This is a genomic window from Flavobacterium sp. IB48 (assembly GCF_016405855.1).
Lineage (GTDB): Bacteria > Bacteroidota > Bacteroidia > Flavobacteriales > Flavobacteriaceae > Flavobacterium > Flavobacterium ginsengisoli.
In genome coordinates this window covers 1,511,071-1,526,722 of the sequence record NZ_JAEFCA010000001.1, presented here as the reverse complement: position 1 = coordinate 1,526,722, position 15,652 = coordinate 1,511,071, and the positions used below count along the sequence as shown (strand labels likewise).

Below are 15,652 nucleotides of genomic sequence, written 5' to 3'. Positions count from 1 at the left end.
ATAAAACCTTTCGAATAACTTTTTCATAATAGTGTACTTTTAATTGTTGAACATTAAATAAACACCAGTAAAAAGAGTAAATCTGAAAGTTATAATAGAAGTGGGTTAGCTTCACTAAGTTACGAAATTCTATTTAAGATAAAAAGACTTTAAGATAATTTTACCAACCAAAACATCTGCTTATCAACACATTATCTTGCTAAAGTCTATTATATTTAATGTTTTCCATAATTTCGACCAATTCTTCCTGAACCGAAATTCCTTTATCTGTCAAATACCATAACTGTAAGTCGGTTTTTATTTTTTCGTCGATAGCGCCAACCTCTCTTTTGTGTTTCGCCATTAATTCGGCAGCTCCTTTTGGTCTTGGCCCCCAATCGGCGCGTACAATTCCAGCTTCTTTACAAATAACAATTACTTTCGGAATCGCTCTTCCGCCATTGGTCAAATAATGATTCATTAAATCATCATTTTCATCGCGAAACGCAATTCTCAAATCGATTTTTTTATGAGAAGCAAGAGCCATTTTATTCAAGATGGGAAGAATTTGCGCTGCATCTCCGCACCAGCCTTCAGAAAGCACAAGCCAGATATAGTGATTGTCTAAGTTTTGAAGTTTCTCTGCGACAGCATCTGAAATAGAGATCGTTTTTTCTAGCCTATTCATTCTAGCTTCATTCAATTTGGAATAATTGGTAAGACTTTCAGATTGTTCATTGCCCGTTGATTTTCCCTCCTTCAACAAATCAGTTACTATTTTTCTGTATTCAGCATAAGAATGACTATTGAATAATGCTTTGGCTACGATGCTTTTCATTTTTTTATTTTTTTTAGGATACAATAAAAATACAAAATTTAGGAAGACGGAGAAAATGACATTTGTCACATTTAAATTAAATAACTGCAAAGTCGCTTTAAACCTAAAATTGCACCAAGAATTAATTTTTTGCAAACATTATTTTTAAAAATCAGAATATGTCTATATTTGCACAAATTAACGCAACACACACATGAAATATAAAAGAATTCTTCTTAAACTTAGCGGCGAGGCCTTAATGGGTGATTTACAATACGGTATTGACCCGAAAAGATTAGGCGAATATGCAGATGAAATCAAGCAGATTCACGACAAAGGAGTAGAAATTGCTATTGTTATTGGAGGAGGAAATATTTTTAGAGGCGTTGCCGGAGCAAGCTCAGGAATGGACAGAGTGCAAGGAGATTACATGGGAATGCTTGCAACTGTTATTAACGGAATGGCTTTGCAAGGCGCTCTTGAAGATAAAGGAATGAAAACACGTTTGCAGACAGCTTTGAAAATGGAATCTATTGCAGAACCATACATTAAAAGAAGAGCTGACCGCCACCTTGAAAAAGGCAGAATTGTAATTTTTGGTGCCGGAACTGGAAATCCTTACTTTACAACTGATACTGCTGCTGTTTTGAGAGGTATCGAAATTAACGCTGATGTTATCCTTAAAGGAACTCGTGTTGATGGTGTTTACGATTCTGATCCAGAAAAAAATGCCTCGGCTGTAAAATTTGATTTTATCTCATTTGATGATGTAATCAAAAAAGGACTAAATGTAATGGATACAACTGCCTTTACTTTAAGCCAAGAAAACAAACTGCCAATCGTTGTTTTTGATATGAACAAAATAGGAAACTTATTGAAAATTTGCGCTGGCGAAAACATTGGAACTGTAGTAAACATATAGTCATCAGTAACAGCTTTACAGTCACACAAGACTTTAACTGAAAACTGAGAATGAAAACTGAAAACTAAAGAAAAAATGACTGAAGAAATAGACTTTATTTTAGAAAGTACTGAGGAATCTATGAATGGTACTATTGCACACTTAGAGAAAGAATTTCTTAATATTCGTGCAGGGAAAGCTTCTCCAGCTATGCTTGGAGGTGTTTTTGTAGATTATTACGGATCTGCAACACCGCTTTCTCAAGTATCTAAAATTAGTGTTCCAGATGCTAGAACAATTACATTGCAGCCATTTGAAAAAAATATGCTGCAGGCAATTGAAAAAGCAATCTTGATTGCTAACATTGGTTTTAACCCAATGAATAATGGTGACATGATAATTATTAGTGTACCGCCATTAACAGAAGAGCGTCGTCGTGATTTGGCAAAACAAGCAAAATCTGAAGCTGAAGATGCTAAAATCGGTATTCGTAATTCTCGTAAAGATGCTAATACTGACATCAAAAAATTAGAAAAAGAAGGAACTTCAGAAGACATCTGTAAATCTGCAGAAGAAGAAGTTCAGAACTTAACAAACTCTTACATTAAAAAAATTGATGAGTTATTGGCTGCAAAAGAAGCTGAAATCATGAAAGTGTAATCTGAGATTGAGATAAAAATAAAAAATCCGTTTGGTTTATTGTACCAGACGGATTTTTTTATTGCTATTTTTGCATACGAAAATTAATTTCTTTTCGTTTTTGAAACTATATCATTCTGTATGAAGCTATTTTGTTTTTTGACTTTGTTTTTTACGCTTACCCTTCAAGCGCAAATTCAAATAAACGGAATCGTAACCGATTCAAACAACAAACCTCTTCCGTTTGCCACCATTACCACTTCAGAAAACAATAACACAATTACAGATGTTGATGGTAAGTTTATTTTTAAAATTAGCAGTTCTGCCACGTCACTTACTGTTTCTTATATAGGTTTTCAGACTAAAACTATTGCTTTAATCAATACTAAAACTTTTTATTCGGTAGCACTTTTACAGCAGACAGATGACTTAAAAGAAGTTGTGGTTTCTAATGAAAACCCTGCATTAACTATAATAAAAAAAGTTATTGCTAATAAGTCGATCAATGATCCGCAGAAAAAGCTTGATAATTTTGAATACAAAACCTACAACAAACTTATTGTAACCGCAAATCCCGATTCGATTGACGGACGTATCGATACTTCGGCGGCGTATAAAGATTTAAATAAAAAAATCATCAACATCGATTCGTCTGATTATAAGTTTAAAGAAATTGTCAGTAAGCAGCATTTATTTCAAACAGAGAAAGTTTCTCAATATCAATTTGGAAACAACAAGTTAAAAGAAACCGTTTTAGGAACCAAAATTGCTGGTTTCAAACAGCCTATTTATGAAGTTTTAGCTTTCAACCTTCAATCTATTTCGATTTACGATTCTAAATACGAATTGTTCGAAACTAAGTATGAAAATCCTATTTCGAAAAATGCACCTTCAAATTACAATTACAAACTGTTAGATACTGTTAGTATTAAAGGCCGTGACACGTATATGATTTATTTTAAAAATAAGTCAAGACACAGAGCTTCTGGATTAGAAGGAGTCTTATATATCGATAAAGAAAATTTTGCTGTCGCGAAAGCTGTAATGCGAATTAAAGGTGTTTTGGATATCAGTGGGATACATGAATTTGAATATATTCCGAAAGAAAAAATATGGTTTCAGAGCAATACCACTTTCAAAATCGTAAAAGGAAAAAATGATGACGACATCAGAATTCTTGGAGGAACCATTCAATTTGATGGAGACGTTGAAGAGAATTTTGAATCGCGAAAAAAAGTAGCTTCAGATTTTACTTATCTGCTTTCTGAAAGTAATAGTTTTGATATTCGTGTTAACACCAACAACCCAATAAAAAACCCATCTCTTTATATCGAAATTAAAGACGATGCGGCAAAAAAACCAGAAAGTTTCTGGGAAGCCTATAGAAAAGAAAATCTTGATTTAAAGAGCCAAAAAACATATCTGCTATTAGATAGTCTTTCTATTCGAAATCGAATCGAAAAACGTTTGGGAATTGGCCGAAAAATCATCAACGGCTTCTACCCGATTGGTCCTGTCGATTTGGATTTGAAAAAAATCATAAGCTATAACAATTACGAAGGTTTTCGTCTTGGCATAGGCGGTATTACAAATGACCGTTTATCTAAAAATTTCCGTCTTGAAGGCTATACCGCTTACGGAACAAAAGATGGTGTTTTTAAATACAGCGTTGGAGGCGGTGTTTTATTAGACAAACATACCAATACTTGGTTTAATGGCTATTATGCCGACGATGTTCGAGAAATTGCAAGTACTGTCTTTTCGGTTGATAGACGTGTTTTTAAAATTTACGATCCTCGCCCTATCAACATTAGCACATTTTATGAATATACGGGATGGAGAGGAAATGTTCAAACCAAATTTATTCCGAAAACGGAGGCTATTCTGGAGCTTTCGCGAAATTATATCGAGCCAAAATTTGATTATCTTTTTAATCTTAACGGAAAATTATATTCCAATTATGTTATGACCACGGCAATGCTTTCTATTCTGTGGGCGCCTTTTAGCAATTACATGCAAACTCCGACAGGAAGAACTGAAAGCGATAAAAAATTTCCGAGGTTTACTTTCCAATACACACAATCTTTGCCAAATGTTTTTGATAATGATTTTACTTTTAGCAAAATAGATTTTAAAGCAGAATACGAAAAACAGTACTTAAATCGTCAAAAAACAAGTTTGCTTTTACAGGCGGGTTATGCAATGGGAGATGTTCCAATTACGCATTTGTACAATACAGCTCCGAATAACTTAACTAAAGAAACCGTTATTCAGCGTATTACTTTTGCAGGAAGAAACTCTTTTGAAACCATGTATTTTAATGAGTTCTTCTCGAGCCAATATCTAATGTTTCAAATTAAACATGGTTTTGACCGAATTACACTTTTCAAAAAAGTGCGACCATCTCTTGTTATAGTTTCTAGAATGGCTTGGGGAAGTATGGAAAAGCCAGAGCAACATGTTGGTCCAACTTACAAAACGCTCGATAAAGGTTATTTTGAATCGGGAATCGAATTAAACAGAATTTTTAAGGGCTTTGGTTTAGGCGGATTTTATAGATATGGGCCAAATCAGTTAATGAAATTTGAAGATAATATCGCGGTTAAGATTTCTTATGTTCTTGATTTAGGACTTTAATTTCGAAAATTCGAAATTTCAACTTACAATCTTTGGACATATAACTTTGTCAAAGTTTAAAATTTTGACAAAGTTATGCGCCCTATAAAAAATCCCAAACTCCAATAGGTAAAATTGGAATTTGGGATTTTTATTTATTAAAATTTTAAAACTTTATGGTTTAAGAATTAAAACCGATGGTGAGTTATTCAACCAGATACTTTGAGATTCTATTAATTTTTTCCAACTATCTAAACTGATAATCATTAGATCTTGGCTTTCTAAAAATTCTTTCTTTAGTGTTCTGTCATTCATAATCATGATATGATTGGGTGCAATCTGCTCGATAGAACGAATTGTTTCCTGAATTTCTCTAGTATTTTTCACTTCTCCTCCAGCATCTAAAACCGTAATTTGAGAACCGTTGTTATTAATTAGCTTTTTAGCATATTCAATTAAAAAAGCATCTTCTTTACTAAAAATCGGCATCAAAACCTGATTAACTTCCTCTAGATCTTTATCAATAAAAATTCCAACCGGCATTTTTGATTTTAAGATAATATGGCGCGTTCTTTCATCAAACGGATTATTTTCAAACAAACCTTCTTTTCCTGTAAACTTATCAATCAAACGATCTGGATTTACAATTCTGGTTGTAAACCCAAGTATTTTACCAAGCAAAGTTCCATCAAAAATAGATTGCCCCAAACCAACCAGCAATAAGTCATATTCACCCTGATTTGCTGTATCAATAATATCCGAATCAATATCACTAGAAACTTTATGCAAACTCACCATATCCTGATTCAATGCGTGCGACTCTTCAATTACCGGAAGCAGCATTTTTTTCTCATGCTCTTTCACATCAAAAGAATGTATTTCGGTACTTAAAGACAAATGCATTGCCGTTACAATCGAATTATCAGCTTGTTTTTTCACCAAACTATTCGCAATTTTAAGCAGTTTCTTTCCCTTTTCTGGAGTTGCAAACGAAAGCAGAATCTTGTATTTGCTTTTGCTTCCTATTTCCTGCTGAACGGCTGTTATTTTATCTTTAAAAATAAATTCGATAAAATCTAACGCTGGTCCTGTCATAAAAGTAGTCACCAACGCCATAATTACCATCATAGTAAAAATTTCTGCTGACAATACTCCCAGATCATAACCGATATTTAAAACTACCAATTCCATTAAACCTCTTGTGTTCATCAAGGCACCAATAGCCAAACTGTCTTTCCAGTTTTGTCCCATAAATTTGGCAGCCAAAGCACTTCCGAAGAATTTACCAACTACAGCAACCAAAATAATTAAACCTGTAATCTTCCATAATTCAGGATCATTTAGCAATCCTATTTGTGTACGCAAACCTGTAAACACAAAGAACAGTGGCAATAGAACAATAATGGAAACGTCTTCAACTTTTTCGATAAATAAGTTTCTGAATTTGTTGTTTTCTGGCATAATTGCTCCAGCAAGAAAAGCTCCAAACAGAGCATGAATTCCAATTAACTCAGATGCGTAAGCAGAAATTAAAAGTGTAATAAAGAAAATGGCAACAACGGGTTTATTTAAACTTTCTCGAGTTGCATTTAAATCTCCTACCCTTTTTAAGAACGGACGAACGATTTTTAGCATTATAATTACATACAAAATCGCCATTCCGATTACGTATAATGAACTCGAAAGCGAACCTGCTTTTACAATGGCAATAACAACAGCCAAAATACACCAAGCCGTAATGTCATCTGCAGCGGCACAGGTAATGGCAATAGTTCCTAATTTTGTTTTCTGCATTCCGCGTTCTTGAACAATTCTAGCCAAAACCGGAAATGCCGTAATACTCATGGCAATTCCCATAAATAATCCGAAAGAAGAAAACTCAACTCCCAATGGAGCATACGTTTCATAAATAAAAAAGGCAAGCGATAGACCTAAAGCAAATGGAATTACAATACTTGCATGACTGATTACAACGGCATCATGCGCTTTGTTTTTCAAGACTTTCAAATCCAATTCCATTCCGATAACGAACATAAACAGAATTAAACCAATCTGACTTAAAAACTGTAAATTTCCTAAAGATTCTTTTGGAAATAAGGCTGCTGAAAACTCTGGAAAATACATTCCGACCAAAGAGGGTCCTAAAACAATTCCGGCAATCATTTCGCCAATTACCGATGGCTGTCCGATTTTTCTAAAAAACCATCCAAACAAACGCGCCACTAAAATGATCGTCACGATCTGTGCCAATAAAATGGCTAAAGGATGCTGCAGGTTTTCGATCATCGAATGAAGAAAGTCTTTCCAATGATTGCTTTCAACACTTTTCTTTACAATATTACGTCCTACTTCTAATGAGGCACCTTTTGAAATTACCCAATATATTAGTGCGGTAAAGCCGCCAATAACTGTTACATAAAATACAGAGTTCTTTATATTATTCATAAACTCGTTCTTTAGATTTAATTAACGCAAATATCCGTACTGTGAATTTAGTGAAAAAGCAATTCACTTGTTAATTTCGATCGCATGTAACAAGTCGGGAAAAAATTGTAATAAGTTTTATAGTTTTACTTTCTTTAAAAAGTCAGCTCGATAAGTTTCGCTTAAGATTAGCGTAATGTTCTTATTATTTTCTTCTAAATGGTGCAGTACAATTTCGTTATGATTAAAGAACTTTATTGCTTTTACCGCTACGATTTCTTTTTTATTGATTCGGCAGAAATCAGCATCAGGCAATTCGTTTAAAAGCGTATCGAATTTTACATTTTTCAAATTCAAAAAACTTCCATCAGCAAGCAAAACCGTTTTGTCTCGACTATCGCTCGCGGCAGTTTTCACATATTGGATTTTATTAAAATACAGCAACGTTTTTCCTTTATCAGTATTCAGCTGAATGAATTTTTTATCTGAATTTGATTTTTCAAAACGCTCCAACGCTTTTGCAATTGCCTTTTGCAAACGCTCCAATTTCACAGGTTTTGTAATATAATCTACAGCATCGATATTAAATGCTTCGGCTGCATATTCTTTATACGCCGTACAGAAAATCACCAATTTGTCCTGCAATTTTTCGGCCAAATGCAATCCGTCAATTCCGGGCATTTCAATATCCGAAATCAGCAAATCAAAATCAAGGTTCGAAAAATCAGACAGCAATTTCTCGGGATCATTACATGTTTTTACGATTTCCAATTCAGGAATCTGTTCGCAAAGCATTTTTAGGTAAGTTAACCCTGGAAGTTCATCGTCCAGAAGCAAGCATTTCAGTTTTGTATTCAAGCAAATCAATTTTTAGATGGGCAATATAAACATCGTTTTCTATAAACCTATCGAGTTTGAAATTATTCTTATAAATAATGCGAAGACGGTGTTCAAGTGTTGCGTGACCAATACCGCTGCGTTCTTTTTTCAGCACTTTTTTATCTGAGATTTTGTTTGAAACCGTCATAAAAAAAGCATTGTTTTTAAACTCAAAAACTACCGAAATAAAAGCATCTGCACTTTGTAAATCTGCATGTTTGAAAGCATTTTCAATTAAATCAATAGAAATTAAAGGCGCCAGTAAAGGCTGATCGTACAATTTGTCTTCTTGATTAATATTAGTTTTGACTTTCAGCTCAAAAAGAGGACTGATTTTGATTTTATTGATTTCGATCAAATTCAATGCAAAATCAATTTCTTCTTTTGCAGTTACAAACTTTTTTTTGCTTTCGTAAAGAATATAATCCAAAACATTGGCCAATTTATCCAAAGCAAAATAAGTCTGGTAAGCATGAGACTGAATAGAGTTTAGAATGTTCTTAAATAAATGCGGATTTAGTTTCGATTCTAAATTTTCTAATTGCAAATCGTTTACTTTAGATTCTAAAGCATAAAAGCTTTTTTCGGCATCGTCTTTTGCTTTTTTGGTTTGCATTAATTGATAAATCATAAAACAAATGATAACAATTAAAAGCAAAAGAATTGCTAGAAAAATAAACGTTATGGTATTATTATTTTGCATGTTTTTAAGATTGTAAACTTTCTTTTAATGACATTTTATAATTAAGCAAAATTCCGGTTGTTAGCACCAAAATACTGGATGCCCACAAATAATATCCTAATCCAAATGAAACAATCTTGGCCATTGCACCACTTTCAGCTCCTAAAATTTCACTCCAAAAAGCAAAAGAAATAGCTAATCCAGACGCAATTAAACTCAAAAGAACTGCTTTTTCATTATTTTTCAGGAAATATATAATAGCCAAAAGACATAATGGATTGGCCAACCAAATAATTTCTTCAAACAATCCGCCACCCAAAAAAGCTATTGCACCAATCAAGAAATATCCTAAAGCCGAATCGTTTCTTACTTCTCCACTATAATTTACAACAATTGCATCTTGTGTTAATGAAACAAAAAGTAAAAGTAAACTTATGGCAATGGTTAGAAATTTAATCTGTTTTGAATCCATTTGTACTGAGTTTTAAGGAAAATAGAAAATCTAATCTGCTGTAATCTGTCAAATCTGCATGAGAATTTGCAAAAAATAAAGATTCAAATTTATTCCGCTATTATTCGAAATTAATTGCAAATATGAGAAAAGCTAACGACTAATCGACAAAAAGCAAGCAAATTGTCCCATTTTAAAGATGATATATTTTGTGTTAACATAAAGTAAAATAGAACGGAATATTTATGATTTCGAGCACTTTTCACTACATTTGCATCCATTTTTTAAAGATGTTATGAAAAACACTATTCAAGTTGGATTTTGGGAAAAATTAGCCCGAATCATACTTAAAAACAGAATTACGATTCTAGTTATACTTTCTGCTTTGACTCTTTTCTTTGGTTATCAGTGGAAGAATCTTGCTATGACTTATACAGAAGCTAACTTGCTTCCAAAAGATCATATTGCAAATAAAGATTATCAAAAATTCCTTGATAAGTTTGGTGAGGAGGGAAATCTTATCGTTATTGGTTTTAAAGATCCTAAATTCTTTACTCCAAAAAACTACGCCGCATGGAATGAATTGATGACAGGTTTGAAAAAATCTAAAGAAGTTGATTTAGTAGTTTCTTTAAACGATTTGAAAAAGCTTGAAAAAGATACTGTTAACGAAAAATTTGTTTTAGCGCCTTTTATTGATCAAAGCAAAGTTCTTGATCCTACTTATTTAAAAGGCATTCAGCATGAATTATTCAATAATTTACCTTTCTATGAAGGTCTTTTGTTCAATAAAGAAAGCGGAAGTATTCGCTCTGCGGTTTACATCAATAAAAATTTGGTCAATACTGCTAACAGAAAAACGTTTATCCTAGAAAATCTAGTTCCAAAAATCAATAAATTCGAAAAAACAACCGGAATTGATTTGAAAGTTTCGGGAATGCCGTACATCAGAACGATCAATGCGGACAATATGAAAGGCGAAATCGGACTTTTCATTGGAGCGTCTTTATTGACCGTTTCTCTGATTTTCTTTTTCTTCTTCCGTTCGTTTAGAGCTACGTTTATTTCAATCTGTATTTTGATTGTTGGTGTAACTTGGTCTTTTGGAACGCTTGGATTATTCGGATATAAAATCACGATTTTAACAGCTATAATTCCGCCGCTAATTATTGTAATCGGAATTACAAACTGTATATTCTTGATTAATAAATACCAGCAAGAAATTAAACTGCATAACAATCAAGCAAAAGCATTGCAACGCGTTATTTCAAAAATTGGACATTCGACTTTTATGACCAATTTAACGGCTGCAATTGGTTTTGCAACTTTGATGATTACAGGAAACGAACTTCTTTTTGAATTCGGATTGGTAACTTCTATCAATGTGCTTTCTGTTTATACTTTGACACTTTTCATAGTGCCAATTATTTACAGTTTTATGCCTTTGCCAAAAGAGAAACATTTATATCACTTAGACAAAACTTACATTTCGACACTTTTAAATACAGTTACAACTATTGTTAAAGGCAAAAAGACAATTGTATACTGTATTTATGCGGTTCTATTTGTTGTGAGTTTGAATGGAGTCAGACAAATGAAAGTTTCGGGAAGTTTGATTGGCGAAATGCCGAAAAGTGCTTCTTTCTTTAAAGATATTTTATTTTACGAAAAGGAATTTAACGGAGTAATGCCTCTTGAAATTATGGTGGATACCAAAAAGAAAAAAGGTGTTATGAAAGCTTCAACTATTCGCAAAATGGATGAATTGCAGAATACGATTTCTGAAATTCCAGAATTAGCAAAACCAGTTTCTATAGTAAACTTGGTAAAATATTCTAAACAGGCTTTCTATAACGGAAACCCAGAATATTACCAATTACCGACTTCGCAAGAACAGACTTTTATTTTAAGTTATGCTAAAAATGCGACGAAAAACAGCAAAGAAAATTTAATGAAAGCTTACGTTGATTCGACTGGACAATATGCTAGAATCACGACTTTCATGAAAGATATCGGAACAGATGAAATGGCAAAAGTAGAAGGAAAATTGCGTAAAAAAATTGACGAAATTTTCCCAAAAGACCGCTACGAAGTTACGATTACAGGAAAAGCATTGGTTTTCCAGAAAGGAACAACTTATTTGGCGCATAACTTAATTGAGTCATTATTGTTTGCGATTTTAACTATTGCAATTTTAATGCTGTATTTATTCCGTTCGTTCAAAATGGTAGCAGCTTCTTTGATTACGAATATTTTACCGCTTTGCATCACTTCTGGATTAATGGGTTATTTTGGCATTCCGCTAAAACCTTCAACGATTTTGGTATTCAGTATCGCTTTCGGAATCTCGGTTGATAATGCCATTCAGTTTATGGCGAAATACAAAGATGAATTGACTCAAAATAAAGGAAAAGTAAAGAAATCTGTTTTCAGCGCTTTAAGAGAAACTGGAGTAAGTACATTCTACACTTCTATCGTTTTGATCTTAGGTTTTGCCACTTTTACTTTATCAAGCTTCAGCGGAACAATTGCTTTAGGAGGATTAATTTCTTGTACTTTGGTTTTTGCGATGTTTGCTAACTTGGTTGTTTTACCATCGTTGGTTTTGACTTTCGAAAAGAAGAAAACGAAGAAAGAAGAATTGGAGAATTTAGAGAAATAATTTTTCTTTCCAAGAAAACTTAATATGGAAATAGTACGATTATTTGTACCTCTGATTATAATAGGCTTTGGAATAATTCTAAAATCTACAAATAGAGAAGATTTTAAACCTCAAAAAAAATATTGGTTGTTTTTTATAATTGCAGGTGTTTTTCTATTTGCATTTAGATTATATGACTTTTTGAAATAAAATTTTCAACAAAGTTTGTCATTTCGACGAAGGAGAAATCTCCGCAAGTAGCTCCGCTCAGTAATTCATAACTTTGTCGAGTTTCTTACGAAGATTTCTCCTTCATCGAAATGACAAAACAAGAGAAATTTCTTCTTTTGAAACCAAATACCCTAGCCTCGATCGAAGTGGCATCCTTTCTATTTTTGCTGCCAAAAATAGAAAGATATAGCGAAGAGCGGGAAACAGCTTCAAAAATTAATTATTATCGATTATATTTGCAGTTGTTCAAAACGAATATTATTTAATATCAATTATATATAAAAATGAAACACACAAAAGTTAGAGACTTATTAAACAGTACGACGACGTTACAGGAAGTGAATGCAAAAGGATGGGTGAGAACTTTTAGAAATAATCAGTTTATCGCTTTAAATGACGGTTCTACCATTAATAATATTCAATGTGTTGTTGATTTTGAAAATACACCAGAAGAAACTTTAAAAAGAATCACAACTGGAGCAGCAGTTTCTGTAATTGGAACTTTGGTTGAAAGTAAAGGTGCAGGTCAGAAATACGAAATTCAGGTGAACAAACTTGAAATCCTTGGAGATTCTGATGCAGAGAAATTCCCAATGCAGCCTAAAAAACACTCTTTAGAATTTTTACGTGAAAACGCTCACTTGCGTGTACGTACAAATGCTTTTGGTGCGATTATGCGTGTGCGTTCGGTTTTATCTTATGCGGTTCACAGCTATTTCCAACAAAAAGGTTTCGTATATGTAAACACGCCAATTATTACTGGAGCTGACGCTGAAGGTGCTGGAGAAATGTTCCAAGTTACTTCTTTACCATTGGATAATCTTCCAAAAAATGAAGAAGGAAACATTGATTTCAAAAAAGATTTCTTTGGAAAACATACCAACTTGACTGTTTCTGGACAATTAGAAGGTGAAACTTTCGCTATGGCTTTGGGTCAGATTTATACATTTGGACCAACGTTTAGAGCTGAAAACTCAAACACTTCTCGTCACTTAGCAGAATTCTGGATGATTGAGCCAGAGGTTGCTTTTAACGATTTGGATGACAACATGGATTTGGCTGAAGATTTTATTCAGTACGTAATCAAATATGCTTTAGACAACTGTAAAGACGATTTAGCATTCTTAGAAGGAAGACTTTTAGAAGAAGAAAAATCAAAACCACAGGCTGAAAGAAGCGAAATGGCTTTGTTAGAGAAATTAAACTTCGTATTGGAAAACAACTTCAAACGTGTTTCTTATACAGAAGCAATTGACATTTTAAGAGATTCAACTCCAAATAAAAAGAAGAAATTCCAATATTTAATCAACGAATGGGGAGCTGATTTACAGTCAGAACACGAACGTTTCTTGGTTGAAAAACACTTTAAATGTCCGGTAATTTTATACGATTACCCAGCAAACATTAAAGCGTTTTACATGCGTTTGAACGACAACACAGAACCAGGAAGAGAAACAGTTCGTGCAATGGATATCCTTTTCCCTGGAATTGGAGAAATCGTTGGTGGTTCTGAAAGAGAAGAACGTTACGATGTTTTGGTTGAGAAAATGGAAAAACTAGGAATTGACAAAGAAGAATTATACTGGTATTTAGACACCAGAAGATTTGGATCAGCAACTCACGCAGGTTTCGGTTTAGGATTTGAGCGTTTGGTATTGTTTGTAACTGGAATGACAAATATTAGAGACGTAATTCCTTTCCCAAGAACTCCTGGAAGTGCAGAATTTTAATCTGAGGTTCTAAGCTACTGAGGTACTAAGATTCTAAGGTTTTAAAATATAATAAAATTTGTTTCAGGTTTCAAGTTTCAAGTTGCAGCACGTTCTTCAACCTGAAACTTGAAACTTGAAACTTTTAACAAAATCAAATGCTAAAGCAATTTTTAAATTTAAAATTATCCCAAAAATTATCTCCACAGCAAATACAGCTGATGAAGTTAATTCAATTGCCTACGCAAGCTTTTGAACAGCGTTTATTAGAAGAAATGAACGAAAATCCAGCGCTTGAAGCTGGAAAAGAAGACGATTACGAAGCTGATGAATACGCTAATGAAGACTACGACGATTATGATGATGCAGAATCTGACAGAATCGAAGCAGACGACATTAATATTGACGAATACTTAAGCGACGACGATACACCTGATTATAAAACTCAGGTAAATAATTATAGTGACGATGAAGAGCGCGAAACACCTTTTGTGGCTCCAATAAGTTTTCATCAGGATTTAATCGATCAGCTGAATACTTTTATTTTGAATGATGAAGAGCGCGAAATCGCTGAATTCCTTGTTGGAAGTATCGATGATATGGGTTACATCCGCAGAAGCATTCCGGATATTGTAGACGACATGGCTTTTACTCAGGGAATTTACACTGATGAAGCAATGGTTGAAAAAATGTTGACCGTAATTCATGAGCTTGAACCTTCTGGAGTTGGTGCACGTGATTTACAGGAGTGTTTGCTTCTTCAATTAAAACATAAAACCCCAACAGAATATGTTGATTTAGCAATCGACATTATCGAAAATCAGTTTGATGCTTTCACGAAGAAACATTACGACAAGCTTTTGCAGAAGTACAGTGTTTCTAACGAACAGCTTAAAAAAGCAATTCACGAAATTGAAAGATTAAACCCAAAACCGGGTGGTTCTTTTGCCGGAAACAATAAAGTAACAGAAAACATTGTTCCAGACTTTGCCATTAGAATTATAGATGGCGAGTTAGAACTGACTTTAAACGGCCGTAATGCTCCATCTCTGCACGTTTCTAAAGATTATCAAGAAATGATGCAGACATACAAAGAATCTCGTGATAAATCGACTGCTCAGAAAGATGCCGTTCAGTTTATCAAACAAAAACTGGATTCTGCTAAATGGTTTATCGATGCGATCAGACAGCGTCAAGAAACTCTTTTTGTAACAATGAATGCCATTATGCATTATCAAGAAGAATATTTCTTAGACGGTGACGAAACCAAACTAAAACCAATGATCTTAAAAGATATTGCTGATATGGTTGGTTTAGACATTTCGACGATTTCACGTGTTGCCAACAGTAAATATGTCGAGACACCGTATGGAACAAAACTAATTAAAGAATTCTTCTCTGAAGCGATGAAAAATGATCAAGGAGAAGATGTCTCAACTCTTGAAATCAAAAAAATTCTTCAAAACACAATTGAAGAAGAAGATAAAAGAAAACCGCTTCCAGATGATCAATTGGCAGAAATCTTAAAAGAAAAAGGTTACCCAATTGCTAGAAGAACAATTGCTAAATACCGTGAACAACTTGATATTCCGGTAGCGAGAATGAGAAAGAAGATTTAATTTTTTACAATAAAAAAAACCCGACAGATTTTAAAGACCTGTCGGGTTTATTTTTTGCTTTTAA

11 protein-coding genes are annotated in these 15,652 nt (G+C 33.5%); 6 read left to right on the top strand and 5 right to left on the bottom strand.

Annotated features, from left to right (window positions below; translation table 11 throughout):
* Positions 1-199 precede the first annotated feature (199 nt).
* The gene (locus JC605_RS06625; protein ID WP_198855424.1) at positions 200-817 is read right to left on the bottom strand and encodes a thioredoxin family protein; all 618 of its coding nucleotides are present in this window, start codon (positions 815-817) and stop codon (positions 200-202) included.
* Between the two features lie 193 nt (positions 818-1,010).
* On the opposite strand from JC605_RS06625, the gene pyrH reads away from it, so the two are divergent.
* From pyrH to JC605_RS06610, 3 genes are all read left to right on the top strand, one after another.
* Positions 1,011-1,718 (top strand): UMP kinase, encoded by a 708-nt coding sequence (pyrH, locus tag JC605_RS06620; protein WP_144217214.1) that lies wholly within the window; start codon positions 1,011-1,013, stop codon positions 1,716-1,718.
* Between the two features lie 75 nt (positions 1,719-1,793).
* Positions 1,794-2,357, top strand: coding sequence for a ribosome recycling factor (frr, locus tag JC605_RS06615; RefSeq protein ID WP_095928306.1), 564 nt, complete (start codon positions 1,794-1,796; stop codon positions 2,355-2,357).
* A gap of 120 nt (positions 2,358-2,477) precedes the next feature.
* Positions 2,478-4,973 carry a DUF5686 family protein gene (locus JC605_RS06610; protein WP_198855423.1) on the top strand — a complete coding sequence of 832 codons (2,496 nt, stop codon included), beginning with the start codon at positions 2,478-2,480 and terminating at the stop codon, positions 4,971-4,973.
* 153 nt (positions 4,974-5,126) lie between these two features.
* Here JC605_RS06610 and JC605_RS06605 read toward each other — a convergent pair whose 3' ends face one another.
* The 4 genes from JC605_RS06605 to JC605_RS06590 form a co-directional block, all read right to left on the bottom strand.
* On the bottom strand, positions 5,127-7,397 hold the full coding sequence (locus JC605_RS06605; RefSeq protein WP_198855422.1) for a cation:proton antiporter: 2,271 nt from the start codon (positions 7,395-7,397) through the stop codon (positions 5,127-5,129).
* 117 nt (positions 7,398-7,514) lie between these two features.
* Positions 7,515-8,234 (bottom strand): LytTR family DNA-binding domain-containing protein, encoded by a 720-nt coding sequence (locus JC605_RS06600; protein WP_198855421.1) that lies wholly within the window; start codon positions 8,232-8,234, stop codon positions 7,515-7,517.
* Positions 8,197-8,958, bottom strand: a complete 762-nt coding sequence (locus tag JC605_RS06595) for a sensor histidine kinase (RefSeq protein WP_198855420.1) — start codon at positions 8,956-8,958, stop codon at positions 8,197-8,199. Before JC605_RS06595 ends, JC605_RS06600 begins: the two co-directional genes overlap by 38 nt.
* A gap of 4 nt (positions 8,959-8,962) precedes the next feature.
* On the bottom strand, positions 8,963-9,409 hold the full coding sequence (locus JC605_RS06590; protein ID WP_198855419.1) for a hypothetical protein: 447 nt from the start codon (positions 9,407-9,409) through the stop codon (positions 8,963-8,965).
* 274 nt (positions 9,410-9,683) lie between these two features.
* Between JC605_RS06590 and JC605_RS06585 the strand changes: the two genes are divergently transcribed.
* The 3 genes from JC605_RS06585 (at position 9,684) to rpoN (ending at position 15,588) form a co-directional block, all read left to right on the top strand.
* A complete protein-coding gene (locus tag JC605_RS06585) occupies positions 9,684-12,050 on the top strand; it encodes an RND family transporter (protein ID WP_198855418.1) in 2,367 nt (788 codons plus the stop codon).
* 494 nt (positions 12,051-12,544) lie between these two features.
* Complete coding sequence (gene asnS / locus JC605_RS06580; protein ID WP_073410629.1) at positions 12,545-13,990, top strand: asparagine--tRNA ligase; 1,446 nt, start codon at positions 12,545-12,547, stop codon at positions 13,988-13,990.
* Positions 13,991-14,127: 137 nt separating this feature from the next.
* The gene (rpoN, locus tag JC605_RS06575; RefSeq protein ID WP_198855417.1) at positions 14,128-15,588 is read left to right on the top strand and encodes an RNA polymerase factor sigma-54; all 1,461 of its coding nucleotides are present in this window, start codon (positions 14,128-14,130) and stop codon (positions 15,586-15,588) included.
* Positions 15,589-15,652 lie beyond the last annotated feature (64 nt).